At 71.5% G+C, this 24862-nt stretch carries 21 protein-coding genes; 14 read left to right on the top strand and 7 right to left on the bottom strand.

The window, feature by feature from the left end:
* Positions 1–83: 83 nt before the first annotated feature.
* From RYJ27_RS11795 to RYJ27_RS11770, 6 genes are all read left to right on the top strand, one after another.
* On the top strand, positions 84–437 hold the full coding sequence (locus tag RYJ27_RS11795) for a DUF6804 family protein (protein WP_330170490.1): 354 nt from the start codon (positions 84–86) through the stop codon (positions 435–437).
* 72 nt (positions 438–509) lie between these two features.
* On the top strand, positions 510–1625 hold the full coding sequence (locus RYJ27_RS11790) for a 5-methyltetrahydropteroyltriglutamate--homocysteine S-methyltransferase (RefSeq protein ID WP_330170489.1): 1116 nt from the start codon (positions 510–512) through the stop codon (positions 1623–1625).
* 25 nt (positions 1626–1650) lie between these two features.
* A complete protein-coding gene (locus tag RYJ27_RS11785) occupies positions 1651–2856 on the top strand; it encodes a cation:proton antiporter (protein ID WP_330170488.1) in 1206 nt (401 codons plus the stop codon).
* 33 nt (positions 2857–2889) lie between these two features.
* Complete coding sequence (locus RYJ27_RS11780) at positions 2890–3783, top strand: TerC family protein (RefSeq protein ID WP_330170487.1); 894 nt, start codon at positions 2890–2892, stop codon at positions 3781–3783.
* Positions 3784–3793: 10 nt separating this feature from the next.
* Entirely contained in the window at positions 3794–4279 is a 486-nt protein-coding gene (locus RYJ27_RS11775; RefSeq protein ID WP_330170486.1) for a glutaminase, read from the top strand.
* Positions 4280–4300: 21 nt separating this feature from the next.
* Positions 4301–4630 (top strand): DUF7882 family protein, encoded by a 330-nt coding sequence (locus tag RYJ27_RS11770; RefSeq protein ID WP_330170485.1) that lies wholly within the window; start codon positions 4301–4303, stop codon positions 4628–4630.
* Positions 4631–4639: 9 nt separating this feature from the next.
* Here the strand turns inward: RYJ27_RS11770 and RYJ27_RS11765 are convergent, their stop codons facing one another.
* A complete protein-coding gene (locus RYJ27_RS11765; protein WP_330170484.1) occupies positions 4640–4993 on the bottom strand; it encodes a DUF7882 family protein in 354 nt (117 codons plus the stop codon).
* A 139-nt stretch (positions 4994–5132) separates the two neighbouring features.
* On the opposite strand from RYJ27_RS11765, the gene glgX reads away from it, so the two are divergent.
* From glgX to RYJ27_RS11740, 5 genes are all read left to right on the top strand, one after another.
* Complete coding sequence (gene glgX, locus RYJ27_RS11760; protein WP_330170483.1) at positions 5133–7346, top strand: glycogen debranching protein GlgX; 2214 nt, start codon at positions 5133–5135, stop codon at positions 7344–7346.
* A 16-nt stretch (positions 7347–7362) separates the two neighbouring features.
* Positions 7363–9765: a malto-oligosyltrehalose synthase gene (gene treY / locus RYJ27_RS11755; protein WP_330170482.1), complete on the top strand. Its 2403-nt coding sequence runs from the start codon at positions 7363–7365 to the stop codon at positions 9763–9765.
* Positions 9762–11492 (top strand): malto-oligosyltrehalose trehalohydrolase, encoded by a 1731-nt coding sequence (treZ, locus tag RYJ27_RS11750; RefSeq protein ID WP_330170481.1) that lies wholly within the window; start codon positions 9762–9764, stop codon positions 11490–11492. The genes treY and treZ overlap by 4 nt, the downstream gene beginning before the upstream one ends.
* Before the next feature lie 160 nt (positions 11493–11652).
* A complete protein-coding gene (locus RYJ27_RS11745; protein WP_330170480.1) occupies positions 11653–12699 on the top strand; it encodes an isopenicillin N synthase family dioxygenase in 1047 nt (348 codons plus the stop codon).
* Between the two features lie 55 nt (positions 12700–12754).
* Positions 12755–13579 carry a tryptophan-rich sensory protein gene (locus RYJ27_RS11740; RefSeq protein WP_330170479.1) on the top strand — a complete coding sequence of 275 codons (825 nt, stop codon included), beginning with the start codon at positions 12755–12757 and terminating at the stop codon, positions 13577–13579.
* Between the two features lie 12 nt (positions 13580–13591).
* Here the strand turns inward: RYJ27_RS11740 and RYJ27_RS11735 are convergent, their stop codons facing one another.
* From RYJ27_RS11735 to RYJ27_RS11710, 6 genes are all read right to left on the bottom strand, one after another.
* Positions 13592–14341: a glutamine amidotransferase-related protein gene (locus RYJ27_RS11735; protein ID WP_330170478.1), complete on the bottom strand. Its 750-nt coding sequence runs from the start codon at positions 14339–14341 to the stop codon at positions 13592–13594.
* Between the two features lie 76 nt (positions 14342–14417).
* Positions 14418–15149 carry a LysR substrate-binding domain-containing protein gene (locus RYJ27_RS11730; RefSeq protein ID WP_330170477.1) on the bottom strand — a complete coding sequence of 244 codons (732 nt, stop codon included), beginning with the start codon at positions 15147–15149 and terminating at the stop codon, positions 14418–14420.
* Between the two features lie 49 nt (positions 15150–15198).
* Positions 15199–15606: a transferase gene (locus tag RYJ27_RS11725; protein ID WP_330170476.1), complete on the bottom strand. Its 408-nt coding sequence runs from the start codon at positions 15604–15606 to the stop codon at positions 15199–15201.
* Between the two features lie 175 nt (positions 15607–15781).
* Complete coding sequence (locus RYJ27_RS11720; RefSeq protein ID WP_330170475.1) at positions 15782–16591, bottom strand: DNA-formamidopyrimidine glycosylase family protein; 810 nt, start codon at positions 16589–16591, stop codon at positions 15782–15784.
* Positions 16584–21335 carry an ATP-dependent helicase gene (locus RYJ27_RS11715; RefSeq protein ID WP_330170474.1) on the bottom strand — a complete coding sequence of 1584 codons (4752 nt, stop codon included), beginning with the start codon at positions 21333–21335 and terminating at the stop codon, positions 16584–16586. Before RYJ27_RS11715 ends, RYJ27_RS11720 begins: the two co-directional genes overlap by 8 nt.
* A 203-nt stretch (positions 21336–21538) precedes the next feature.
* Positions 21539–22198, bottom strand: coding sequence for an alpha/beta hydrolase (locus RYJ27_RS11710; RefSeq protein WP_330170473.1), 660 nt, complete (start codon positions 22196–22198; stop codon positions 21539–21541).
* Between the two features lie 110 nt (positions 22199–22308).
* On the opposite strand from RYJ27_RS11710, the gene RYJ27_RS11705 reads away from it, so the two are divergent.
* The 3 genes from RYJ27_RS11705 to RYJ27_RS11695 all read left to right on the top strand — a co-directional run bounded on the left by RYJ27_RS11705 (position 22309) and on the right by RYJ27_RS11695 (position 24841).
* Positions 22309–22953 (top strand): NUDIX hydrolase family protein, encoded by a 645-nt coding sequence (locus RYJ27_RS11705; RefSeq protein WP_330170472.1) that lies wholly within the window; start codon positions 22309–22311, stop codon positions 22951–22953.
* 20 nt (positions 22954–22973) lie between these two features.
* Complete coding sequence (locus tag RYJ27_RS11700; RefSeq protein ID WP_330170471.1) at positions 22974–23807, top strand: AlbA family DNA-binding domain-containing protein; 834 nt, start codon at positions 22974–22976, stop codon at positions 23805–23807.
* Positions 23808–24208: 401 nt separating this feature from the next.
* On the top strand, positions 24209–24841 hold the full coding sequence (locus RYJ27_RS11695; RefSeq protein ID WP_330170470.1) for an AmiS/UreI family transporter: 633 nt from the start codon (positions 24209–24211) through the stop codon (positions 24839–24841).
* The last annotated feature ends 21 nt before the right edge of the window (positions 24842–24862 follow it).

Here is a 24862-nt window from a genome sequence, read left to right as displayed (position 1 = left end):
CCCGCATTCGTGCCGAGGCACCATCGCCCGTCCGGTGTCTGGGCGCGGATGTGGTGTCTCGCGCGGCGGGGCAGGATGGGGGCATGCCGCAGACGCCCGCGAAGCCAGAGACCAGCCGCCCCGCATTCGTGCCGGGCATCATCGCCGCCGCGGCCCTGCTGGCGGGTGTGCCCCTGCTGGGCGCCGACTGGTACCTGCTCATCCGCTTCGTCGTCGCGATCCTCGCCCTCATCGTCGCGTGGTTCGGGGTGCAGGCGCAGCAGTGGTGGTGGGCGATCGTCTTCTTCGCCGTCGCGGTGGCGTGGAACCCGATCTTCCCCGTCCCCGCCGAGGGGATCGGGTGGATCGTCGCGCACGTCGTCGGCGCCGCCCTCTTCCTCACCGCGGGCGCGCTCATCCGCGTGCCGCGGGAGGCGCCGCCCGCGGCACGGCGGTGAGCGGTGCCGGTGTGTTCGCCATCCGCCGACACATCCATCGTGCCCCGCGGATGCCGCGGCTACAGTGACAGGGTGAGTGTGAATCCCCCGTACCGCGCCGACATCGTCGGCTCGTTCCTGCGCCCCGAGGCCCTCAAGGCCGCCCGTGCCGACCGCGCCGCGGGCGTCATCGACGACGCCGCGCTGCGCGAGGTCGAGGACGCCCAGATCCGCGACCTCGTGCAGAAGCAGGCCGCCAACGGCCTCCGGCTGGCGACCGACGGCGAGTTCCGCCGGTCGTGGTGGCACTTCGACTTCTTCGGCATGCTCGACGGCGTCGAGGTGGTCGAGCTCGACCACGGCATCCAGTTCCAGGGCGTGCAGACGAAGCCCCGCGGGGTCCACCTGGGCGGCAAGGTCGGCTTCAGTGACACCCACCCCATGCTGGATCACTACCGCTCCCTGCAGTCGGTGCTCGCGGAGACCACCGGGGCGCAGCCCAAGTTCAGCATCCCCGCCCCGACGGTGCTCGACTTCCGGCTCGAGCCCGACCACATCGACCCCCGCGTCTACGACGGTCGCGACGCGTTCGTCGACGACCTGATCCAGGCCTACCGCGACGCGGTCGCCGCGTTCTACGACGCCGGATGCCGCTACCTGCAGTTCGACGACACCGCCTGGGCCTACCTTTGCAGCGACGAGGAGCTCGCCAAGGCTCGGGACCGCGGCATCCGCACCGAGGGCCTGGCCGAGCGGTACGCCGACATGCTGGGCCGCATCCTCGACGGCAAGCCGGACGACCTGGTCGTGACGACGCACGTCTGCCGGGGCAACTTCCGCTCCACATGGATCTCCTCGGGCGGGTACGAGCCGGTCGCCGAACAGCTGCTCGGCCGGGTCGCCTACGACGGGTTCTTCCTGGAGTATGACAGCGACCGGGCCGGCGGATTCGAGCCGCTGCGCTTCCTTCCGGAGGGCGACCAGACAGTGGTGCTGGGGCTCATCACGTCCAAGAGCGGAGAGCTCGAAGACGTGGATGCCGTCAAGAACCGCATCGACGAGGCCTCGCGGTTCGCCCCCCTCGAGCAGCTCGCGATCAGCCCGCAGTGCGGCTTCGCCTCGACGGAGGAGGGCAACGTCCTCACCGAGGACGAGCAGTGGGCGAAGATCCGTGAGGTCGTCGCGATCGCGGACGACGTCTGGCGCTGAGCGCGCCGCTCGCTAACCTGGGCCCGTGGCCCTGAGCGAGATCGACGTCCTCGTGATCGCGCTCGTCGCGGTCTCGGCGCCGCTGCTCGCCCGCGGGCTCTCCCGGTGGGCGCGCGTGCCGATCGTCGTGTTCGAGCTCGCCCTCGGCATCCTGATCGGCCCGAGCCTGCTCGGCTGGGTGCAGCCCGGCGTCGTCAGCGAGCGCCTCGCGGACTTCGGCCTCGCGCTGCTCTTCTTCGTCGCGGGCAACGAGATCGACTTCGCCGTCGTGCGGGGTCGCTCGGGGCGCCGAGCCGCGACCGGGTGGATCGTCAGCCTCGCCGCCGGCGTGGCCGTCGGTCTGCTCATCGCGCCGGGGGAGGCCGCGGTCGTCATCGGCGTCGCGCTCTGCTCGACGGCCCTCGGTGCGCTGCTGCCGATCCTGCGCGACGCGGACCTGCTGCCCACCCCCTTCGGCCGCGCCGTCATGGCCGTGGGGGCCCTGGGGGAGTTCGGGCCGCTGGTGGCGATCTCCCTGTTCCTCGGCGGCCGCGACATCGGCCTGGCGAGCATCGTCCTCGCGGTCTTCGTGGGGATCGCGGGGCTCGCCGTCTTCGCGGCGGCGCGGGTACCGCACAGACGACTCCACGCCGTGGTGACGTCGACGCTGCACACCTCGGGGCAGTTCGCCGTCCGCGTCATCATCCTGATCCTCGCCGGCCTCGTCGCGCTCAGTCTGGTGCTCGACCTCGACATGCTGCTCGGCGCGTTCGTGGCGGGCGTCGTCTGGCAGCTGATCATGCGCAACGCGCCCGAGCCGGATCGTCAGCAGGTGGAGTCGAAGGTCGAGGGCCTCGCCTTCGGGGTGTTCGTCCCGGTCTTCTTCGTCTACACGGGGGTGACGTTCGATCTCGCGTCGCTCCTCGGCGATGCGCGTGACGCCCTGCTCGTCCCCGTCTTCCTCACCCTGCTGCTCGTCGTGCGGGGGCTCCCCTCGATGCTCTCGGCACCGCCCGGATCGTCGGGCCGGGAACGCGTCGCGATGGCCTTCCTCGGCGCCACGGGGCTGCCGATCATCGTCGCCGTCACGTCGATCGGGGTCGCGGAGGGGATCCTCCGGCCGGGCCTCGCCGCGGCACTGGTCGGTGCCGGGATGCTGTCGGTGCTGCTGTATCCGCTCGTGGGCATGGCGCTGCAAGGCTCGCGCAGGCGCGACGTCGTCCGCGATCCCGCCGCCGACGACCAGGTGTGAGACGCGGCGCGCTCGCGCGGCTACCCTGAGCCCGTGGACTTCTCCCTCGCCTTCACGCCGGATCTCATCGCGGTCTTCCTCACGCTGTTCGTGCTGGAGGTCGTGCTCGGGGTCGACAACGTCATCTTCATCTCGATCCTCGCGTCGAAGCTGCCCAGGGAGCAGCAGGCGAAGGCACGCAATCTCGGCCTCACCCTGGCGATGCTCATGCGCGTGCTGCTCGTGCTCTTCGCCGGCTGGATCATCACGCTGAAGGACGACGTCGTCGAGCTGCTCGGCATGGGCTTCTCGTGGAAGGACTTCATCCTCATCGCGGGCGGTCTCTTCCTGGTCTACAAGGCCGTCACCGAGATCCATCACAAGCTCGAGGGCGAGGAGGAGGGTCACGGCGACAAGCGCGAGGCCGTCACCTTCGGCTCGGTGATCGCGCAGATCCTCGTGCTCGACCTGGTGTTCTCGCTCGACTCGGTCATCACCGCGGTGGGCATGACCGACAACCTGCTCGTCATCATCACCGTCGTCGTGCTGTCCTTCGGCATCATGCTCTTCGCGGCGCGCTTCATCTTCGAGTTCGTCAACAGGCACCCCACGGTGAAGATGCTCGCGCTGTCGTTCCTGCTGCTGATCGGCGTGTTCCTCATCGCCGAGGGGTTCGAGATCCACATCGACAAGGCGTTCATCTACGGGCCGATGGCGTTCGCCATCTTCGTCGAGGTGCTGAACCTCTCCTACGCGGGCCGCAAGGCCAAGCGCGCCAAGGCCCGCACCGAGGCCGTCAAGCTGCGCCCCCGCTACAGCGATGTCGACGAGCAGGTGGCGGTGTCGGCGGCGCTGTCCACGGGCGCGGATGCCGGTTCGGTCGGGCTCTCGCGCAAACCCGTCGAGGGAGCCGACTCCTCGCACGAGACACGCCACGGGCTGGGCTGAGCGCGCACGCATGACGGATGCCGCGGGTGTCGTCGCCTCCGCCCGGCGGCGTCTTGCGGGCGCTCCGCGGGCGCGCCTCGGCGAGCTCGTCACCCCGCGCCTGTTCGCCGCGGCGCGGGGGCCCCGCGTCGTGCCGCGCGGGGAGGCCTGGCATCTCGGCGTGCTGTTGATCGCCGACGACGCACTGCTCGCGACGGGCGAGATCGTCCGTGCTCACGACCCCGGGCGGCGCGGATTCACCGCACAGGCATCCCGGGAGCGCGCCGAACTGGCCCTCGCGGCGCTGCGCGGCGGATTCGCGGAGGGCGAGACCGTGCACGTGGGCTGGCATGTCGTCGACCTCGACGCGGTCGCGCGCGGGGAGGCATCCGGCCCGGTGACGCTGGTCGGCGCAGTGCCCTCCGTGCGATGGAGCCGAGGGGCGGGACGGATGCCGCTGGCGGAGTACCTCGACGAGCGCATCGCCCTGCTGCTGCGTCCGCCGCAGGGCGCGTGATCGCGGGGCTATGCTCGGGCCATGGGTCGATTCATTTACGACACGATCAACAACTCCGTCGACATCGAGGACCGCACCCTGGCCCATCTCCGGGTGGTCATCATGAACAAGCTCCGCCGCAGCGAGTCGTTCATGTTCACCGTCGATCTCGACAGCGAGGGCATCAGTCGCCGCAGCTTCTGGATGCACCCCTCCGTGCCCATGCAGTTCGCGTTCCACGGCAGCCGCGAGCCGCGCCTGAACCGGGCATGGGTGGAGGAGCTCATGACGTCGGCGTCGAGCCCCAACGGATTGTTCGTCGTGCCGGAGCCCCAGGAGATGTCGGCAGCCGACGCGGAGCAGTCCGGATAGCCGGACCCTCTAGTTGGCGTGCGCCGTGGCGTCGGCGCGTTCTCCGTCCGCCGACTCCTCGCCGGTGAAATGCTCGGCGACGAGCATGATCCCGCCCGAGGAGTTCGCCGACTGTGCCAGCTCTTCCATCCACTCGCGGCTGAGTTCCGCGGGTTCGGGGTCGTCGAAGACGAAACGCAGGGGGATGGAGGGGTGCAGCCAGATCGTGCTGCGCCCGCGCGGCTGGTCATCGGGGTGCCGCCAGGAGACGGTGAAGCTCTCCCCTCGGCGAAGCTTGGTCGCGATGACCACCTTGAGGTGCGCAAGGGCGCGGTCCTCGATATCGATGGGGGTGGCTCCGCCCCCGTAATAGATCGTGCCCACGCCGCCAGCCTAATGTCGGAGGGGGGTATGTGCCGAGGCCGCTCCGGACATAGCACAGCGGCTGTCCAAAGAGAATGCCATGACACCGGGTCGCCCGCACCGCTTGGATATGGTGAGTACCCCCTACCCGAGGAGCCCCGTGCAGACCTGGCCTGGATCCACCTATCCGCTCGGTGCGACGTTCGATGGAAACGGAACGAACTTCGCCCTTTTCAGCGAAGGCGCCGAACGCGTCGAGCTGTGCCTGTTCAGCGAGGACGGTGAGGAGACCCGCGTCGAGATCATCGAGGTCGACGCCTTCGTGTGGCACGCGTACCTGCCGCAGATCGGTCCCGGCCAGCGGTACGGCTATCGCGTGCACGGCCCGCACGACCCGGCCAACGGGCTGCGCTTCAACCCCAACAAGCTGCTCCTCGACCCCTACGCGAAGGCGGTCTCGGGGGAGGTCGAGTGGGGCCAGCCCGTCTTCGGCTACGAGTTCGGCGACCCCGACACGCGCAACGACGAGGACTCCGCCCCCCACCAGATGATGGGGGTCGTCGTGAACCCGTTCTTCGACTGGGCGGGCGACCGGCAGCCGAAGACCCCGTACGCGTCGTCGTTCATCTACGAGGGGCACGTCAAGGGGCTCACGCAGCTCCACCCCGGCATCCCCGAGGAGATCCGCGGCACCTACAGCGGCATCGGCCACCCGGCGATGATCGACCACCTCCAGCGCCTCGGCGTCACGGCGATCGAGCTCATGCCGGTGCACCAGTTCGTCAACGACAGCACCCTTCAGGAGAAGGGCCTGTCGAACTACTGGGGCTACAACACGATCGCCTTCTTCGCTCCGCAGAACACCTACGCATCGACGGGCGACCTCGGCAACCAGGTGCAGGAGTTCAAGGCGATGGTCAAGTCGCTCCACGCGGCGGGCATCGAAGTCATCCTCGACGTCGTCTACAACCACACCGCGGAGGGCAACCACATGGGCCCGACGTTGTCGATGCGGGGCATCGACAACGCGGCGTACTACCGGCTCGAGGACGACGACAAGCGGTACTACACCGACTACACGGGCACGGGGAACAGCCTCAACGTGGGTCACCCCCACACGCTGCAGCTCATCATGGACTCGCTGCGCTACTGGGTGCTCGAGATGCACGTCGACGGTTTCCGCTTCGACCTCGCGGCGACGCTCGCGCGCGAGTTCTACGACGTCGACCGTCTCGCGACCTTCTTCGAGCTCGTCCAGCAGGATCCGGTGGTCTCGCAGGTCAAGCTCATCGCCGAGCCGTGGGACATCGGGCCCGGGGGCTACCAGGTGGGCAACTTCCCCCCGCAGTGGACGGAGTGGAACGGCAAGTACCGCGACACCGTGCGCGACTTCTGGCGCGGCGAGCCGCAGGCCCTCGGCGAGTTCGCTTCGCGACTGACCGGGTCGGCCGACCTGTACGAGCACTCCGGGCGCCGCCCCGTGGCCTCCATCAACTTCGTCACGGCGCACGACGGGTTCACCCTTCGCGATCTCGTGAGCTACAACGAGAAGCACAACGAGGCCAACGGCGAAGACAACAACGACGGCGAATCGCACAACCGCTCGTTCAACTTCGGGGTGGAGGGGCCGACGGATGACCCCGAGGTGCTCACCCTGCGCGCCCGTCAGCAGCGCAACTTCATCGCGACTCTGCTGCTCTCGCAGGGCGTCCCCATGCTGCTGCACGGCGACGAACTGGGCCGCACGCAGCAGGGCAACAACAACGGGTACGCGCAGGACAACGAGCTGACCTGGATGCACTGGGATGAGGCCGACCACCCGCTCGTGGAGTTCACCGCCGCCGTGGCGCGGCTGCGCAAGGAGCACCCGACCTTCCGCCGTCGGCGGTTCTTCGACGGCCGTCCCGTGCGGCGCGAGAAGGGGCAGGGCCTCCCCGACATCGTGTGGCTGCGGCCCGACGGCACCGAGATGCAGCCCGAGGACTGGGATTCCGGCTTCGGGCGCGCGGTGGGGGTGTTCCTCAACGGCAACGGGATCCGCGAGCGCGATCGCCGCGGCGAGCCGATCGTCGACAAGCACTTCGTCATCCTCTTCAACGCGAGCGACGAGACGATCGAGTTCCATCTGCCCGATCTGGACTTCTCTCCGAAGTGGGACGTGATCATCGACACCGCGGGAGAACTGGCCGACACGCGCCCCATCCTGCCGGGTGAGCACGTCGATCTGCAGAAGAGATCCCTCATCGTGCTGCGTGAGCACTCGGTGCCCGAGCCGGAGGTGGACCACTCCGTGGCGGCGTCTCTCGCGGCGCTGGCGAGCAGCCAGGGCGAGGAGACCCCGTCGCGGGCGCCCTCGTCCGAAGTCCGCCGCTGAATCCGCGGGAGCCCTCATGAAACGCCACCCGTCCTCCACGTACCGGCTGCAGATCCGGGAGACGTTCGATCTGGATGCCGCGGCATCCGTCACCGCCTACCTCCGTGACCTCGGCGTCTCGTGGGCCTACCTCTCGCCGCTGCTGACGGCGACGCCGGGGTCGGACCACGGCTACGACGTCGTCGACCCGACGCGGGTCGACCCCGCGCGGGGCGGGGCGGCGGGGCTCGATCGGTTCGCGGCCGCCGCGCGCGAGGCGGGCCTCGGCATCCTCGTGGACACCGTCCCCAACCACATGGGCGTATCGCAGCCGAGGGTGAACCCGTGGTGGTGGGATCTGCTGCGGCAGGGGCGCTCATCGCGCTACGCCGAGGCGTTCGACGTCGACGGGGAGTTCGGCGGCGGCAGGGTGCGCGTGCCGATCCTCGGCGCGGAGCTCGACGAGGCGATCGCGAACGGCGAGGTCGTCGTGGATCCGGAGCCCGCCGACGATGCCCCCGACGGCCTGCTCCGCTACTACGACAACGCCTACCCGCTCGCGGCGGGCTCGATCGCCGACGATGAGCGCGACCGGCTCGGGATGCCGGAGATCGTGCGCACCGTGCACGATCGTCAGCACTACGAGCTGATGTTCTGGCGACGCGAGGCCGCCGAGTTGAACTACCGGCGGTTCTTCGCCGTGACGACGCTCGCGGGCGTGCGGGTCGAGGTGCCCTGGGTGTTCGACGAGTCCCACGCGGAGATCCTGCGATGGGTGCGCGAGGGGCTGGTCGACGGGCTGCGTATCGACCATCCCGACGGCCTCGCCGACCCGGGCGGGTACCTCGACCGGCTTGCGGAGGCGACGGGCGGCGTCTACGTGCTCGTGGAGAAGATCCTCGAGCACGGCGAGGCCCTGCCCGCGTGGTGGAAGACCGCCGGCACGACGGGGTACGACGCGATGGCCGAGATCGATCGGGTGCTGATCGATCCCGCCGGCGAGTCGCGGCTGGACGCCCTCGACGCCGCGCTGCGCACGGACACCGGCCTTCCCGCCGGCACCTCGTGGCACGACCTGATCCACGACACCAAGCGCACCATCGCCGAGACGATCCAGGCGGCCGAGGTCGCCCGGCTCGTGCGCCTGCTCGACGAGCCCGTGACGGGGGCCGCCGACGCGCTCGCCGAACTGCTCGCGTGCGTCGCCGTGTACCGGTCGTACCTCCCCGCCGGCCGGGAGCACCTCGACGCCGCGGTCGCGGAGGCGCTGCGCCGCCGACCCGATCTCGCCGGTGCGATCGATGTCATCGGGCCGCAGCTCGCCGACCCGGAGAGGGAGGTCTCCCGGCGGTTCGAGCAGACCACGGGCCCCGTCATGGCGAAGGGGGTCGAGGACACCGCCTTCTACCGTGCCACCCGGCTGGGCCCGCTCACCGAGGTCGGCGGAGACCCGTCGGTGTTCTCGCTGGATGCCGCCGGCTTCCACGCCGCGCAGGCCGCCAGGCAGGCGTCCTGGCCTCAGGCGATGACGGCGCGCTCCACGCACGACACCAAGCGCGGCGAGGACGTACGCGCTCGCCTCGCGGTGCTGGCCGAGATGCCCGAGCGGTGGGCGGAAGTGCTCGAGGATCTTCGGTCTGCGGCATCCAGCGGCCACGGCCCGTTCGACAGCCTGCTGTGGCAGGCGATCGTCGGGGCCTGGCCCGCCTCGCGCGAGCGTCTCCACGCCTACGCGGAGAAGGCGGCTCGCGAGGCGGGGGAGATGACCTCGTGGTGGGATCCGGACGCGGACTTCGAGGACCGGATGCACGCCGTCGTCGATGCGGCCTTCGACGACGAGCGGGCGGCGGCCGCGCTGTCGTCGTTCGTGGACGAGATCGCGGCCCCGGGCTGGGTGAACTCCCTCTCGGCGAAGGTTCTGCAGCTGACCGGGCCCGGGGTGCCGGACGTCTACCAGGGCTCCGAGCTGTGGGAGGACAGCCTGGTCGATCCCGACAACCGGCGCGCGGTGGACTTCGGCGAACGCGCCCGCCTGCTGAGCGAGGTGGACGAGGCGTTCGACCGCGGAGAGCACCCGCCCATCGACGACAGCGCCCGCGCCAAGCTGCGCGTGACCTCGCGGGCCCTGCGGCTGCGGCGCGATCGCCCCGAGCTGTTCACGCGATACACGCCCATGACGGTGGTCGGGGATGCCGCGGCGCACGCGATCGCGTTCGACCGGGGCGGCGCGATCACCGTCGCGACGCGGCTGCCGGTGGGACTCGCGGCGCGCGGCGGGTGGGGCGAGACGGCCGTGCTGTGCCCTGTCGGATCGTGGACGGATGCACTCACGGGCCGCCGCGTCGACGGCGGTGCGGTGGCGCTCGGCGACCTGTTGGCGGTCTACCCCGTGGCGGTTCTCGTGCCGACGGGCGACCAGCGACACGAGGAGACGACATGACGGTGGACGTATGGGCGCCCAAGGCGTCCCGAGTGCGGCTGCGCCGACCCGGGGCGGGCGACACGGAGATGACCGCGCGCGCCGACGGCTGGTGGAGCGCCGAGCTGGCTCTTGGGGACGCCGAGGAGTACGGGTTCGTCCTCGACGACGGCGACGATCTGCGGCCCGACCCGCGATCCCGCCGCCAGCCGTCGGGCGTGCACGCCGCGTCGGCGTTCTTCGATCCCGCCGCCCACACGTGGCTCGATCACTCCTGGACCGGACGGCAGCTGGCGGGCGGCCTCATCTACGAGCTGCACGTGGGCACCTTCACCCCGGAGGGGACGCTTGACGCCGCGATCGACCGGTTCGACCATCTCCTCGAGATCGGCGTGACCCACATCGAGCTGCTCCCCGTGAACGGCTTCAACGGCGTGCACAACTGGGGGTACGACGGCGTCCTCTGGTACGCCGTGCAGGAGGAGTACGGCGGGCCGGCCGCCTACCAGCGCTTCGTGGACGCGGCCCACCAGGCGGGCCTCGCCGTCATCCAGGACGTCGTGTACAACCACCTCGGGCCGAGCGGCAACTACCTGCCCGAGTTCGGCCCGTACCTCCGCGAGGGAAGCCGCAACACGTGGGGCGACTCGGTCAACCTCGATGAGCCCGCGGTGCGCGCGTTCATCATCGAGAACGCCCTCATGTGGATGCGGGACTACCACGTCGACGGCCTGCGCCTGGATGCCGTGCACGCCCTCCTCGACGACGGCGACCGCCACATCCTGAAGGAGCTGGCCGAGGCCACCGACGCCCTGTCGGCGCACCTCGGCCGACCCCTGACGCTCATCGCCGAGTCGGACATGAACGACCCGACCCTGATCCTCCCCCGGGAGGCCGGAGGGTACGGCCTGACCGCGCAGTGGAGCGACGACTATCACCACTCGGTGCATGTCGCCGTGTCGGGGGAGAAGGCGGGGTACTACGAGGACTTCGCCACGCCGGAGGCGCTGGTCAAGACGTCGACCCGGGGCTTCTTCCACGACGGCACCTACTCCTCCTTCCGGGAGCGCGACCACGGGCATCCCATTCCCGCCGACGTGCCCACCTGGCGCCTCGTGACCTTCGCGCAGGACCACGACCAGATCGGCAACCGTGCGGCGGGCGACCGTCTGTCGCAGACCCTGTCCTACGGGCGGCTCGCCTGCGCGGCCGTGCTGAACCTCTTCTCCCCCTTCACGCCCATGCTGTTCATGGGGGAGGAGTGGGGGGCCGGCACGCCGTGGCAGTTCTTCACCTCGCACCCCGAGCCCGAGCTCGGCGAGGCGACCGCGAAGGGGCGCATCGCCGAGTTCGCCAAGATGGGCTGGGACGAATCGGCCGTGCCCGACCCGCAGGATCCCCAGACGTTCGAGCGCTCCAAGCTGGACTGGAGCGAGCCGGGCCGCGGGGATCACGCCCGCATGCTGGCCCTGCACCGCGACCTGGCGGCGCTGCGCCGGGCCCGTCCGGAGGCGACGGACCCGTCCTTCGCCTCGGTGGCCGCGTCGACGCCCGCCGAGGGGGTCTTCCGCCTCGACCGCGGCGCGCTGTCGGTGCTCGTGAACCTGAGCGACCGGCCGACCGTTCTGCCGGTTCGCGAGGACGCCGTCGTGCTGCTGGCGACGGATGCCGCGGGCGTCTCGCGCGAAGCGGACACCGCGACGATCGCGCCGGAGTCGGCGGCGATCGTCGGGCCCCGCCTCCCGTAACCCGGGCGAAACGTCGGCGGGGTAACGTCTCCGCCGACGCTCACCGTACGCGAAAGCCCGACGCGGAACTTCCGCCGCGGGTGACTGGAAAGACGTGAAGCGGCTACCCCACCTCAGCGCGGGCCGCCCTCTCGGGCGGCTCCCGATCCAAGGAGTCGCAATGACATTCCATGTTCCCCTGGTCGACATCACTCCCTATGTGACGAACGGCACGCCTGCAGAGCGGGCGGAGGTCGCCCGGCAGATCGACGACGCATGCCGCACGGTCGGATTCATCCAGATCACGGGCCACGGCATCCCCGCCGCCGTGATCGACGGGCTCACCGACGCGATGGACCGGTTCTTCGCGCTCGAACTGGAGCAGAAGAAGTCGTACCGCACGCCGCCGCGGGTCAACCGCGGCTACAGCCCGCCCAAGTCGGAGTCGCTGTCGCTCTCGCTCGGAGTGGAATCGGCCACCCGCATGAACGACTTCTTCGAAGCCTTCAACGTCGGGGCGGGCGCCGCCGACTATCCGCACGTCGCCGAGCTGCCCCAGCCGGATTACGCCGACAACCTCTGGCCCGACGTCGACGGCTTCGAGGGACAGGTGCAGGCCTACTTCGCCGAGGCGGGGCGGGTCGCGCGCACGATGACCCGCATCTTCGCCGACGCGCTCGGTCTTCCCGCCGACTTCTTCGAGCGGGTCACCGATCACTCGCTCGATGTCATGCGCATGAACAACTACGCGCTGCCGCCCGGCACCGACGTGCGCCTCGACGGGGAGCTCATGGGCATGGGCGAGCACACCGACTACGGGATCGTCACGATCCTGTGGGCGGACCAGGTGCGAGGTCTCCAGGTGCTCGGGGCCGACGGATCGTGGAACGACGTGGAACCGGCGGATGACGCACTGCTCATCAACCTCGGCGACGTCACGGCGCGCTGGACGAACGAGCGGTGGATGTCGACGCTGCACCGCGTGAAGCCGCCGGTCATCGACGGCACGATCAAGCGCCGGCGGTCGGCAGCCTTCTTCCACGACGGCAACACCGACGCGATGATCCGTACGCTGCCCTCCTGCGTCGACGCCGATCACCCCGACCTGTACGAGCCGATCACCGTCGGCGAGCACATCTCCGCCAAGCTGGCCGGATCGCGAGCGGGGAAGAAGAACGAGAACGCGGCACGCGAGTCGGCGCGCGTTCTCGCCAGCCAGCGGGCCTAGCCGGGAGGCTGTCAAGCCCGCGCGATCGGACGCCCGTGCCCCGTATCGTGTGGGCATGAGCGTCCGATCGCACGACCAGGCCCTGCGTGCCCGCGATCTGCTGCGCCAGATCGCGGTGATCTCGTCGCTGGGTTTCACGCTCGTCGCCGTTTTCGTGGGGGTGGGTGGGCTCGGCGGGACCGCGGTCGAGAACTCCCAGGGCGGCGCGCTGGATTCCGATGCGACATACCTCGCGCCGGCCGGCCCGGCGTTCTCGATCTGGTCGGTCATCTACGCAGGGCTCGTGGCGTACGTGGTCTGGCAGGCGCTCCCGTCGCAGCGCGCATCCGAGCGCCAGCGCGCCCTGGGCTGGTGGGTCGCCCTGACGATCGTCCTCAACGGTCTCTGGCTCGTGGCGGCGCAGCTGTTGCCGATCTGGGCGACGGTGATCGTGATCTTCCTGCTGCTTGCGGCGCTGTGCGTCACCTTCCAGCGGGCGGTCGCGACCCGAGTGCCGGGCGACGGCGCCGCCGACGCCGTGCTGCTGGACGGCGTGACCGGCCTGCATCTCGGGTGGGTCACCGTGGCGTCGGCCGCCAACGTCGCGGCGTGGCTGACCGAGGTGGGGCCGACCTCGTGGGAGGACCACGCCCACGCGTGGGGGGTCGCGGTCCTCGTCGTCCTCGGCATCCTCGGCCTCGGGATCGCATGGGCGAGCGGATGGCGCGTGACGCCCGGTCTCGCCATCGGATGGGGAGCCGTGTGGCTCGCCGCGGGGCGGCTGCTCGAGCAGCCGCGCAGCGAGCCGATCGGCATCGCCGCGATCATCGTCGCCGTGGTCGTGGTCGTGATTCCGGTGGCTGTCGCGGGTCTGCGTCTGCTCAAGCCGCAGGGAGATTGAGCGGGGCGCCCGTCAACCGACGAGGTCGGCGAAGGCGCGCAGGATGCGGGGCGGCTCGCTCAGGGTGGCAGCCCGCACGCGCCCCGCGATCTCGTCGAAGCGGGCGGCGTCGAAGTAGCCGTCGTTGCGGTAGACGCCCATCCGCTCGATGAACGCCGCCGCCGTCGGCTCGGGATGGAACTGGGTCGCATAGAGCGTGCGACCCACGCGGTAGGCCTGCACGGGGCACGCCTCGTTGCGCGCCAGGAGCGAGGCCCCGGGGGGTGCCTGGCCGGTGCCCTCCTTGTGGGCCGTCAGCGCCGTGAAGCGCCGGGGCAGGCCGCCCAGCACGGGGTCGGACGCGCCGGCGTCGGTGAGTTCGACGGTCGTGGGTCCGGTGTCCTCGGGGAACCCGCGAGTGACCTCTCCGCCCAGCACGCGGGAGACGATCCCGATCCCGTAGCACGTGAAGATCGCGTGCGTCTCCGCGCCCGCCGCGCGCCGCGCGATCCCCTCCAGGTCCGCCTCGAGTCGCCGCTGCACATCGGTCTTGGTCGACTCCGGGTCCGCCACGTTGAACGGGCTGCCGCCGATGAGGAAGCCGGCGTAGCGGTCGAAGGCGTCGGGGGGAAGCGGATGCCGCACCAGGTCGTGCGCGTGGAGGACCGTCTCGTCCCGGTGCGTGGCCTCGCGGAAGGAGCGGTATTCGGCCTCGGCGGCGCCGGACTGCGGGCGCACGCACACGTAGAGAAGGGGCCGCCCGCCCGCGTCGGTGGTGGTCATGCGCTCGATTCTAGGACGATCGGATTCGGGGCCGATCGGCGAGCGGGGCGCGGGCGGGCTCCCCGGGTGCATGTCCTCACGCGCGCGAGGATCGGGCGGTGCGCCCGCGCACGATGCCGACGAAAGCCTCGACATCCGGGGTCGTCTGCTCCGCGATCCAGGCGAGCGCGACCGTGGAGACCGGTCCGTCGGCCAGGGGGCGGTAATCGGTGTCCCGGCGGTGGTGCAGACGGGCCAGCGACTGCGGAACGACGACGATGCCCACCCCCGCCGCCACCGTTTCGATCGCGTCGGCGGTGGTCGCGAGGGAGGGGAACGACGGGGCCACCGTGCCGGGCAGCTCCAGTCCCGGAAGGACGTCGTCGGCCGGCACGATACGCACCTGGCCCTCGAGGTCGATCGCTCGGAGCTCGTCGGCGGCCGCGAGATGCGAAGCCTTGTCGAACACGACGACGGGCACCTCGTCGTAGAGCCTGATGACATGGAGTCCGTCCGCCTGCAGAGGCAGGCGCGCCAGGACGGCGTCGGCGGATCGTGCGTCGAGGATCTCGCGCGCCTCGCGCGCCTCGACGGGCACGAGCTGCAACTCGACGCCCGGCAGGCGTTCGCGCCAGCGGGAGATCCAGGTCCCCGGCGTCGTGCCGGGCACGACCCCCAGGCGGAAGACGCCCGTGCGGTCGCCGACCGACCCCGGCTCCCGAGCGGTGGCCGGTCGCGAGGGTGAAGGCGCCTTCGGCGGCGGCTTCCGGCTGCCGCGCTCGATCGGCCGCGCGGGTCGGCGCGCCCTTCGGCCGGAACCCCTGGTCATCCGCCCAGGCTACCGTCGCACGTGCGGCTCATGCCGCGCGATGGGCCCTTCAGGCAGCGAGCCAGAGGCCGCGGCGATCCGTGGCGACGGCCTGTCCGTCGGCGATCGTCTCGTCGTCTCCGATGAGGGCGCCGCTCGCCACGCGCGCGTGGTCGCCCACGTGGGTGCGGACGCCGATGCGCGCTCCCGGGCCGATGGCGGCGCCGCGCCCGATGTGGGCGTGCTCCTCCACGAGCGCGTCGCGCCCGACGAATGCGTCGGATTCGACCCATGCGCCGCGCAGGATCCGCGCGCCCGCGGCGACCTGCGCTCCCGGTTCGACGTACGCCCCGGTTTCGACGAATGCGCTCGCGTGCACCTTCGCGCCGTGGGCGATCAGCCCGCGCCCGTTCACGTGCTTGCGGTAGCGCAGGGTCTCGCCGTTGTCACGTTCGATGTCGACGTAGTTCTTGCCCAATTCTTCCTCCCGCGGCTCCGGTCGGAGTCGAGTACTGGAGACAACGGACGGAGGGTCCGCCTCATTCCCCGCATCGGCTTTCACGAGGCATTCGTCGCCGCCTGCCTGCCGGATTGCCCATTCTTCTCGGGCGTCTGGCGCTGCATCCTCCCGTTGCGCCGGTGGCGGGCGGCGCCTATGATCGCGCGGCCGTGGCCGGGTCGTCCCGGACCGCGGGCTGGCAGCGCGGGCACCAGAAGACGTTGCGCTGGCTCGTGGGCGATGCGCCGAGGGTCGTGGCCCGCACCGTCGTGCCGCACCGGCGGCAGGCCCGCCGCTCCCGCCCGTACACCCACGTGCCGCGCCCCGCGCGGGAATCGCCGGTGAACGTGCGCCCCGGGCCCGGCAGGTTCTGCCGGATCATCCGCGCACCCAGCTCGACCAGGGCGAGGGCGTCCACCGCCGTGGCGGGCGTCTCGGGGTGGATGCCGCGCACGAACAGCAGCTCGTTGGCGTACTCGTTCCCGAAGCCCGCGACGTTGCGCTGGTCCAGGAGGGCGACGTGCACCGGGCGGGTGTCGACGTTCAGTCGCCGCGCCGCCTCCCGTGCGTCCCAGGCATCCGAGAGCGGGTCGGGGCCCAGGTGGCCGACGAGCCGCGCCTCGTCGCGCGTGGGGAGGACCTCGACCATGGCGAGGTCGAAGCCGACGGTCTCCCACTGGGCGGTCGCGACGATCGCGCGGGCGGCATAGGTGGGGGCGCGCCAACGAGTACCGGGCCGGTAGATGTGCCACGCCCCCTCCATCTTCAGATGCGAGTGCAGCGTGTGATCTCCGATCCGGTGCAGGATGTGCTTGCCCCGGGGCACGACCTCCCGCACCCGCTGTCCGCTGAGGTCGGCGGTCGCGCTGCCGGGCACGCGGACGTCGAAGCGCACGATCTCGCTGCCCGCCAGAACGGAGTGGAGGTGGTGGGCGGTGCGGTAGACCGTGTCGCCTTCAGGCACGTGCCGCCTCCCGCGCGGCCTCGCCGGCCGTGACCTTGCGCAGGGTCAGCCCGCGCGGGGACTCGACGAACCCGGCGGCGCGCAGCGCGACGCCGAGGCCCGTGCCGTAGACGAAGTCGCCGTTGACCTGCTCGATCGTGAGCGTGTCGAGTCGCCGCGCGCGGGCGGTGCGCGCGAGGTCGGCGGCGGCCGACGCGAGCGCCTCGTCGTCGTCGTCGAAGACGAGCGCGCTCTTCCCGCCGCGCTCCAGATAGAGGACGATGCTCCCGTCGACGATCACGACGAGTCCCCCCGCCTTGCGGCCCGGGCGATGCGTGACGCCTTCGATCGTCGGCCACGACAGCGCGGCGCCGTAGGGATTGGCGGGGTCTGTCGCGGCCAGCGTGACCGCGCGTCGCGGTGCGGGGTCGGGCAGCGAAGCGAACTCGCGCAGCCGGTCGATCGTCGGCGACGACGCGAACTGCGCCGCCCCGAGCTTCTCGATCAGGTATCCGCGGCGGCAGTGCCCGGCCTGCTCGAAGCCGGCGAGGATGCGGTACACCTGCGCGAAGCCACCGGAGACGCCCTCCGTCTGCACCGATCCGCGGGTCACGACTCCGTAGCGGTCGAGCAGGAGGGATGCCGTCGCGGTCGCCCGAGCGGCGGCATCCGTCTCGCGCTCGGGGAGCAGCGACCAGCGTCCGCCGACGGCCGTGGGGCGCGGGGGCGCCGCCGGTCGCGGCATGCTCGTTCCCCGGAACATGCGCGAGCGGGGCGTGCGACGCGCCGAGCGGTGCGCCTGCGACCCCCCGCCGAGCAGCGAGCGGACCGGCGCGAAGGTGTCGTTGGTGACGATCCCGGCCCACGTGAGGTTCCACAGCGCCTCGATGACGGACTGATCGTTCGGGGCGTCGACGGCCTGACGCAGCTGGGCGGCGAACCATGCGCCGCCGTTGGAGAGCGCCTCGCGCAGGGCGTGCTCGAGGGAGTCGGGCGCGACCTCGGCGTCGGGGTCGGGGAGCGTGAACGGCGCGGCGTCCGCGGGGTGCAGCGCGATCCACCCGTCGCGGCCCGGGAGCGACCCGTGCCCCGACCACACGACCTCGCCCGTCGCCGTCAGCTCATCGAGCATGGCCGGGGTGTAGTCGGAGACCCGCGAGGGGAGGATGAGCGTCTCCCAGGCGCTCGCGGGAGCGGGGACGCCCGCGAGCTGCTCGATCACCGCGGCCACGCCGTCGATGCCCTCGAGGGGGCGGGTGACGTGCTGCCAGGACGGCAGGAACCTCGCGAACGACTCGGGCGGCACGGGCTCGACCGAGCCGCGGATCGCCGCGAGCGAGCGCATGCGCAGCCGCCGCAGCACCTCCGCATCGCACCATTCCGTCTCGTCGCGCGTGTCGGCGGTGGCCGGCAGGAAGAAGCCGCCGGCGACGCGCCCCTGCGACTCGAGACGCTGGAGCGTCTGCCGCGCGACCGCGACCCCCACGCCGAGCCGCCCGGCGACGGCATCCGCTGTGAAGGGGCCGTGCGTGCGGGCGTACCGCGCGACGAGATCGGCGAGCGGATCGGCGACGGGCTCGAGGAATGCGAGCGGAAGCCCCACGGGCAGCGCCGCGCCGAGGGCGTCGCGCAGGCGCCCCGCGTCCTCGATCGCGGCGGTGCGCGTCGAGCCCGCGATGCTGACGGGGATCGCCCGGCGCGCCTGGACGAGCGCGTCGAGGTGGGCGGCTGCCTCGGCCACGGTCGCGGCGGGCGCGGGCGCTGCGGGGGTGGCGGGGTCGTCGTCGGCGGGGGCCGTGGGAGCGTCGCCCGCCTGCAGCCGCTGCGCGACCTCGGCGGCGTCCAGGGGGCCGAGGAGGCGCAGGAGGTCGGCGACGCCCTCCACGCCCCGCACCCGGCGGTCGGGATCGAGGCGCTGCGCCTCCCGTTCGAACTGGGCGATGACATCGGGATCGAGCAGCTCCCGCATCTCGACCTTGCCGAGCAGCTCGGACAGCAGCGCCGGGTCCACCGAGAGCGCGGCCGCGCGGCGTTCGGCGAGCGGGGAATCCCCCTCGTACATGAACGCGCCGACGTATCCGAAGAGCAGGTCGCGGGCGAACGGCGACGGCTGCGTCGTCGTCGTCTCCACGAGTCGGATCCGCCGCTCGCCGATGCCCCGGAGCAGACGCAGCAGGGCCGGGACGTCGTAGACGTCCTGCAGCACCTCCCGGAGCGTCTCGAGGATGATCGGGAAGGTGGGGTGGCGCTTGGCGACCTCGAGCAACTGGGCGGAGCGCTGACGCTGCTGCCAGAGCGGGCTGCGCCTATTCGGGTTCACCCGGGGCATCAGCAATGCCCGCGCGGCGCACTCGCGGAACCTCGACGCGAAGAGCGCCGAGCCGCCCACCTCGTCGGTGACGACCTGCTCCAGCTCGTCGGGCTCGAAGACGAACAGCTCGGCCCCCGGCGGATCGGATGCGGCGTCGGGGATGCGAGCGATGACGCCGTCGTCGCTCGCGACGGCCGATCCCTCGACGCCCAGCCGCTCGCGGATGCGCGCGTTCACGGCGAGCGCCCACGGCGAGTGCACGCTCATGCCGTACGGGGAATGAAGGATGATCCGCCAGTCGCCCACCTCGTCGCGGGAGCGCTCGACCGTGAGGGTGCGATCGGTCGGGATGCTGCCCGTGGCCTCCTTCTGCTCGCTCAGGTAGGACAGCAGGTTGCCGACGGCGAGATCGTCGAGACCCGCGTCGCGCAGCCTCGCCCGCGCCTTCGCCGGGTCCGACGCCGTCAGCTCGCGGGAGAGCCGGCCGAGCGCCTCGCCGAGCTCCGCGGGGCGTCCGAGGCCGTCGCCGTGCCAGAACGGCAGCTTCCCCGGCTGTCCGAAGGCGGGGACGACGTTGACGCGATCGTGGGTGATCTCCACGATCCGCCAGCTCGTCGTGCCGAGTGTGAAGACGTCGTTCACGCGGGACTCGTAGACCATCTCCTCGTCGAGCTCGCCCACGCGGGCGTTGCGCGTCTCGCCCGCCACGAAGACGCCGAACAGGCCCCGGTCGGGGATCGTGCCGCCGCTCGTGACCGCGAGCCGCTGCGCTCCGGGCCGGCCCGTGATGGTGCCGGCGTCCCGGTCCCACACGATGCGCGGGCGCAGCTCGGCGAACTCGTCGGACGGGTAGCGCCCCGCCAGCAGATCCAGCGTCGCCTCGAACGCCGATCGCGGCAGGGTGCGGAACGGCGCGCTGCGGCGGACCTGCTCGTACCAGTCCTCGACGGGCAGCTCGCCGAGCGCCACCGCCGCGACGGTCTGCTGGGCGAGGATGTCGAGCGGGTTCTGGGGGATCGTGATGGCCTCGATGCGACCGGCGAGCATGCGCTCCGTCGTGATGGCGGTGTGCAGCACGTCGGCGCGGTGCTTGGGGAAGAGGAAGGCGCGGCTGACCTCGCCCACCTGGTGCCCGGCGCGTCCGACCCGCTGAAGGCCGCTCGCCGCCGACGGCGGGGCCTCCACCTGGATGACGAGGTCGACGGCACCCATGTCGATGCCGAGCTCGAGACTGCTCGTCGCGACGACGCAGCGCAGGCGTCCGGCTTTGAGCTCCTCCTCCACCTGCGCACGCTGCTCCTTCGACACCGAACCGTGGTGAGCGCGCGCGAGGACGGGCGGGGCCTCGGCATCCGCGGCCGTGTGCCCCCCTCCGGTGCCCTCGGACGGCACGATGCCGAGCCGTTCGGCGTAGATCTCGTTGAGCCTGCCCGTGAGCCGCTCCGCGAGCCGGCGGGAGTTGGAGAACACGATCGTCGACCTGTTCTCGAGGATGCGGTCGACGATCGCCTCCTCGACATGGGGCCACACCGACCCCGTCATCTCCGTGCTCTCGGGCCGCAGTCGGCTGTCGGCGGTGTACCACGCGCCCGATTCGTCGTCGGCGGATGACGCGTCGTCCTCGCCCGTCTCGGCGCCCGCCCCATCCCCTGCGCGCGAGGGGGGCGGTGGCGGGTTGAGCATGTCTTCGACCGGGACGACGACCCGGAGGTCGAAGGCCTTGCTCGCCGGCGGCGCCACGATGTCCACGGGAGCGGAGCCGCCGAGGAACCGCGCGACCTCGTCGATGGGCCGCACCGTGGCCGAGAGACCGATGCGCTGGGCCGGGCGCTCGAGCGTGGCGTCGAGCCGCTCGAGACTCACGGCGAGGTGGGCGCCGCGCTTGGTCGCGGCGACGGCGTGCACCTCGTCGACGATGACGGTGTGGACGCTCTCGAGCGTCTGCCCCGCCTGGCTCGTGAGCATGAGGTAGAGCGACTCCGGGGTCGTGATGAGGATGTCGGGGGGATCCTGCACGAGCCGGCGACGCTCGTTCGAGGGGGTGTCTCCCGAGCGCACCCCGACGGTGACGTCGGGGAGTGCGATGCCGAGCCGTCGCGCGGCCTGGCCGATCCCCACGAGCGGGGAGCGGAGGTTGCGCTCGACATCGACGCCGAGTGCCTTGAGCGGCGAGATGTAGAGGATGCTCGTCCGCGGGGTCTCGCCGCGGGGCGCGCGCCGCCCGCGCACGGGCGCCTCCGCGGGGGCGCTCAGCGGCTTCTCGCGGAAGACGCGGTCGATCGCCCAGAGGAACGCCGAGAGCGTCTTGCCCGAACCGGTCGGGGCGACGACGAGGGCGTGCCTGCCGGCGGAGATCGCATCCCAGGCGCCGGCCTGCGCGGAGGTGGGCGCGGCGAAGGCCCCGCGGAACCACTCCTGGGTGGCGGGGCCGAATCGCTCGAGCACGTCGCTCATCGACTCCATCATGGACCCGGCCTGCGACATCGGGCCGGGGGTTGCCCGATCGCGCTCCCGGCGCGGGTGTGCAGCGCGTCACCGGAGGTGACCCCCCGCTCGCCCGTCGAGAACGGCTCCCCGCCGGCCCCCCGAGGAGCCGGATGTGACAGGTGAGCGGCGAACCGGGGCGTAGCGGGGAGCGCGGGAGGAGGGGGAACCCGCTAACCCGCGGGCTCGGCGGGCCGCTGCGCGACGAGGAACGCGTGCACGTCGGCGAGCTCCTGCTCCGAGACGCTGTGCGTCAGGCCGGTGTACACGCGACCCGAGAGCTCGCTGTGACCCGGGAGCCAGTCCGTCGTGTGCACGATGAGCGCCTCGGGGATGACATCGTCGTGGGTGCCGCGGCCCCAGAAGACGGGCGGACGCCGCTCTGCGAGCGCCTCGTCGCCGGGCAGCGCGCCCGGCGCCGCGTATCCCGAGAGCGCGACGACGAAGGCGAAGCGCTCGGGCCGGAGGCGCATCGCCTGGAGGGAGACGGCGGCCCCCTGGGAGAAGCCGAGCAGGCCCACGGATGCCCCGGCATCCACGTGCGCGTCGAGCCACGCGAGGAAGGCGGCCGCGCCGCGGGTGATGCCCTCCGGGTCGCGTCCGCCGAGGCCCTCGATGGGGTACCACGAGTGGCCGGGGGCTGGCCAGGGCGGGCTCAGCGGCGCCCGCACGGCGGCGACGCGGTACCCGTCGGGCAGATGCGGCACGAGCCCGAAGAGGTCGTTCTCGTCGGATCCGTATCCGTGCAGCAGCACGAGCAGCGGCGCGGCGGGATCGGTCGAGGACCACAGCACGGCGTCGGCATCGAGGGGGAGGGGGGTTTCCGGCGGCATGCCCCTCATCCTCGCAAACCCCGCCGACAACCGTGCGCGTCGCGTCGGCGATCGCGGGCGAGCCGATCACCGCACCCGGATCGGGGCCCGCCCTGCGGTATACAGGAGGCATGCCGGTCCGCACCCCCGACCCCGATCCGAACGAGCGCGACGACGAGAACGACCGTCCCGGCACGCCGCGCGACCCGCTCGGCGGCATGGGCGCGGGCTTCGGCTCACCGGCCGCGGACAGCGCGAGCAACCCCGGCTGGCTGAGCGACGTCGAGCTGGCCGAGGCCCGGCGGCGGATGCCGATGCTCTACGTCGAGGCCGTACCCGTCCGCACCGACGGGGTGGGCGCCGTGACCGAGGTCGGGATCCTGCTGCGCGCGACGCCCGTGGGTGAGATCACCCGCACGATCGTGAGCGGCCGCGTGCGGTACGGCGAGACGGTGCGGGACGCGCTGTTCCGTCACCTCGAAAACGACCTCGGGCCGATGGCCTTCCCCCTGCTGCCCCCGCAGCCCACGCCCTTCACAGTCGCGGAGTACTTCCCCATGCCGGGCCTCGGCGCCTTCCACGACGACCGGCAGCACGCCGTCTCGCTCGCCTTCGTCGTGCCCGTGACCGGCACGTGCGAGCCGCGGCAGGACGCCCTCGAGGTCACGTGGATGTCGCCCGAGGAGGCCTGCTCCGACACGCTCGCGGGGGAGATGGAGGGCGGTCGCGGCACCCTCGTGCGCCTCGCCCTCGCCAGCGTCGGCGCCCTTCGCTGACCGCGGCGGAGGTGATGAGGATGGCGCAGAGCCCCCTCCTGGTGGACTTCGCGGTCGCGCTCCCGATCGTTCTCGCGGTGTCGTACCTCGTCGCGTGGGCGATGCGGCGCATCTTCGGGCGCCGCCTGCGGCTGAGCCTGACGACCATGACGATCGTGGCGCTGCTGGGCGTGAGCGTGGGGCTGTTCCTCTCCGGATGGCTGCTGTACGGGCAGCGCCTGTGGATGCCGACGACGATCCTGGTCACCCTCGGTTCGACCGTCGCGATCGCGTTCGCCACCGCCGCGATCGCGGCCGCGGTGCGCCCCGCGCACGGCGATGTCGACGTCTCCGCCGTGATCGCGGCGGGCGAGTCCGACGTCGCCGAGTTCAAGGAGACCGCGCGCTGGAACGTGCGCGAGGACAAGAAGGACCCGCGTATGGAGCTCGCGATCGCCAAGACGATCGCGGCGTTCCTCAACTCGCGCGGCGGAGTTCTCGTGATCGGGGCGGACGATGCCGGCCAGCCGGTCGGGCTCGAGCGCGATCTCGCGACGCTGCGCACCCCCGACCACGACCGGTTCGAGCTGTGGCTGCGCGACCTGCTCTCCACCCTGCTCGGGCGAAACGCCGCGACGCTCCCGCACATCCAATTCGCCGCCGTTGACGGCACCGTCGTCTGCGCCGTCAACTGCCCACCCTCGCCGAAGCCCGTCTTCCTCGTGCAGTCCAGGGACGGCGGCTCCACCGACCTGTGGGTGCGCGTGGGCAACTCCACCCGCTCGCTCGGCGTGGACGAGGCCGTCGAGTACGTCTCGAGACACTGGCGGCCGACGCTCGCGAGCGTGCTGACGGGGCGGCCCCGCGCGGGCTGAACGCCGTCGAACGAGCACACCCAGCGCACCTCATTCGTCCGCCTGTCCCAGTCGTAGAAGCGGAAGCTCTCGCGAAGCCGGTCGAGCCATCGCCGGTGCCCGTCTCGACAGCCGCGCGCCGTCCCGCAGCCCGCCGGCGCACGCTTGTCCACGTCCGGCCCGGCTGGCACCGGCTTCGCGCTGGGCTAGGTTCTCCGCCCGCCACCTCGGTCTATTGACGCGCACTCGGGCGCACACTAGCTTGGGCACCAATGGCCCCGTAACGTGAAAATCCATTGCCGAGCTGTTCAGAGTCGAACGAATTGGTCTGGGGCTGGCCGTACGCAGCGTGCGCGCACGATGGGCGTCTGCTGCTGCGTTTTCGTCGTCGCTGATGTGCTCTCGATCGCGAGGTGGAGCCCATGGCGAACGTCGGACTTCTCTATGTCGGCGCCGTGCTGTTCATCAACGGGCTCATGCTCATCGGGGTCATTCCCGGCAGGTCTGCGGCGATCCTGAACTTCTTCGTGGGCGGCATGCAGGTGGTCTTCCCGACGCTGATCCTGCTGCAGGGGGCCGGTAATCCCGCCGTCGTCTTCGGCGCCTTCGGCCTCTATCTCTTCGGGTTCACCTATCTGTACGTCGGGATCATCCAATGGACAGGCGTGAGCGGAGAAGGACTGGGATGGTTCTCGCTGTTCGTCGTGATCGTCGCGGTCGTCGTGGGGATCCTGCAGTTCGTAGCGGTCGGAGACCCGGTCTTCGGCGCCATCTGGCTGGTCTGGGCCGTGCTGTGGTTCATGTTCTTCCTCCTCCTCGCACTCGGCAGATCGGACATCCAGAAGGCCACGGGATGGTTCACGATCTTCGTGTCGTTCCTCACGGGCACCATTCCGGCATTGTTCATTCTCTCGGGCTACTTCCAGACCGACGCGCTCCTCGGGGGCGTGGTGGCAGCGCTCGGCGTGCTCGCCCTGATCGTCGCGCTCATCCTCGGGCGGAACAGATCCAGCGCGGACGCCGACAGCGTCCGCGTGGGCGACGCGACCAGATAGATCATCTCCCGGCTGGAGGAG

Origin of the sequence: Microbacterium limosum, from assembly GCF_036324365.1 — a bacterium.
GTDB lineage: Bacteria > Actinomycetota > Actinomycetes > Actinomycetales > Microbacteriaceae > Microbacterium > Microbacterium limosum.
Note: the sequence above shows the minus strand (reverse complement) of the source record. Positions and strands in the feature narration are given on the sequence as shown.

Bases quoted from the DNA above. Each gene is read 5' to 3' on its own strand.
- RYJ27_RS11795 (WP_330170490.1), top strand. From the start codon at position 84: ATGCCGCAGACGCCCGCGAAGCCAGAGACCAGCCGCCCCGCATTCGTG.
- RYJ27_RS11775 (WP_330170486.1), top strand. From the start codon at position 3,794: ATGACGGATGCCGCGGGTGTCGTCGCCTCCGCCCGGCGGCGTCTTGCG.
- RYJ27_RS11770 (WP_330170485.1), top strand. From the start codon at position 4,301: ATGGGTCGATTCATTTACGACACGATCAACAACTCCGTCGACATCGAG.
- treY (WP_330170482.1), top strand. From the start codon at position 7,363: ATGAAACGCCACCCGTCCTCCACGTACCGGCTGCAGATCCGGGAGACG.
- treZ (WP_330170481.1), top strand. From the start codon at position 9,762: ATGACGGTGGACGTATGGGCGCCCAAGGCGTCCCGAGTGCGGCTGCGC.
- RYJ27_RS11745 (WP_330170480.1), top strand. From the start codon at position 11,653: ATGACATTCCATGTTCCCCTGGTCGACATCACTCCCTATGTGACGAAC.
- RYJ27_RS11740 (WP_330170479.1), top strand. From the start codon at position 12,755: ATGAGCGTCCGATCGCACGACCAGGCCCTGCGTGCCCGCGATCTGCTG.
- RYJ27_RS11735 (WP_330170478.1), bottom strand. From the start codon at position 14,341: ATGACCACCACCGACGCGGGCGGGCGGCCCCTTCTCTACGTGTGCGTG.
- RYJ27_RS11730 (WP_330170477.1), bottom strand. From the start codon at position 15,149: ATGACCAGGGGTTCCGGCCGAAGGGCGCGCCGACCCGCGCGGCCGATC.
- RYJ27_RS11715 (WP_330170474.1), bottom strand. From the start codon at position 21,335: ATGAGCGACGTGCTCGAGCGATTCGGCCCCGCCACCCAGGAGTGGTTC.
- RYJ27_RS11710 (WP_330170473.1), bottom strand. From the start codon at position 22,198: ATGCCGCCGGAAACCCCCCTCCCCCTCGATGCCGACGCCGTGCTGTGG.
- RYJ27_RS11705 (WP_330170472.1), top strand. From the start codon at position 22,309: ATGCCGGTCCGCACCCCCGACCCCGATCCGAACGAGCGCGACGACGAG.
- RYJ27_RS11700 (WP_330170471.1), top strand. From the start codon at position 22,974: ATGGCGCAGAGCCCCCTCCTGGTGGACTTCGCGGTCGCGCTCCCGATC.
- RYJ27_RS11695 (WP_330170470.1), top strand. From the start codon at position 24,209: ATGGCGAACGTCGGACTTCTCTATGTCGGCGCCGTGCTGTTCATCAAC.